The 1466-nt window shown below is 48.5% G+C and carries 1 protein-coding gene; it reads right to left on the reverse strand.

Translation table 11 applies throughout. The annotated features are described in order from the left end of the window. On the reverse strand, positions 1–1466 hold a 1466-nt coding region (gene argS, locus ACTXGO_RS13665), incomplete at both ends, for an arginine--tRNA ligase (protein WP_443574906.1).

Below are 1466 nucleotides of genomic sequence, written 5' to 3' on the forward strand. Positions count from 1 at the left end.
TGCCTGACCGCTTTGGATAGATGCAGGCGCGCTTGCATCATATCAAGCTCCTCCTGATTTGGCGTTGCCCCTGATGTCAGGCTCAATGGCAAGATACGATCACGGTCATACCAGCCATGAAACAGCGCTGCCAACTCTTTGAGGTAATTGGTAAGTATGTGCGGCTCATAACCCGTTGCTGCGCGTAGTAGCGTTGCCGGATAAGCCCCAAGCAGTTTAATCAACTCCTCTTCGCTAGGAGAGGTCAGCAGATGCTGCTGCTGTACGCCGATAGTATCATCTACGCTTAGACCATTATCTTCTAGCTTTAGGAGCACGCGATAAATACGCGCATGAGCATATTGAATATAGTAGACCTGGTTGTCTTTACTTTGCGACTTAGCAAGCTCTAAATCAAAGTCCACATGCACCTCAGGTTTGCGCGCCACATAATAAAAACGCGCCGCATCATTACCGACCTCGCCTCGCAGCTCACGCAAGGTCACAAACTCGCCCTTACGCGATGACATCGGTACTTTTTCATCGCCGCGCCATAGGGCAACGAACTGCACTAGTACTACATCAAGGCGATCGGCATCGATTCCTAAAGCGAGTAGCGCCGCTCTGACACGCGCAATGTAACCGTGGTGGTCAGCGCCCCAGACGTTAATGACTTTATCAAAGCCGCGATCGAATTTGTTTTTGTGATACGCAATATCTGAGGCAAAATAAGTGGTTTGACCATTAGCGCGGCGTACTACCCGATCTTTTTCATCGCCAAAGTCTGTCGATTTAAACCAGATATTGCCGTCTTTCTCATATAGATAGCCTTTATCATCCAGGATTTGAAGCACAGGCTCGATATCAGCATCGATAGAGCGCTCATGGAACCAACACTCATAGCGCACGCCAAAGTCGTTGAGATCATCTTTGATATCCGCCAAAATACCATTTAGAGCCGCATCCAAAAACAGCGCATAGTCATCACCAAGCAATGCTTTGCTATTAGCAATCAAACCATCGATATGCGCCTCTTTATCACCAGATATCAATTCCTGCTCACCTGCCGCGTTGGTTTGATAATGCGCGTCTGCGGGCACGCCTATGACGATATCGGCAAAGCGCTGCACGTATTTATCACCCTGTTCTGCTTTTATCGTCTCTGCAATATCGCGGACATAATCACCCACATAAGCGTTCGATGGAAATACAACCGTTTCATTATTGGCTTGTAAGTAACGCAAATAAGTACTGGTTGCCAAGATGTCCATTTGACGACCCGCGTCATTGACATAATACTCGCGCGTGACGTCATAACCGACGGCCTCTAGCAGGTTGGCAACGCTCATACCAAATGCCGCCCCACGCCCATGACCAACATGCAGACTCGAGGTTGGATTGGCAGAGACAAACTCTACTTGCACCTTTTGACCCTCAAACTGATCGCTAAGACCAAAGCGTGCGCCTTTATCGAAGATGTCGTTTAA

It is taken from the genome of Psychrobacter sp. T6-1 (assembly GCF_052258445.1).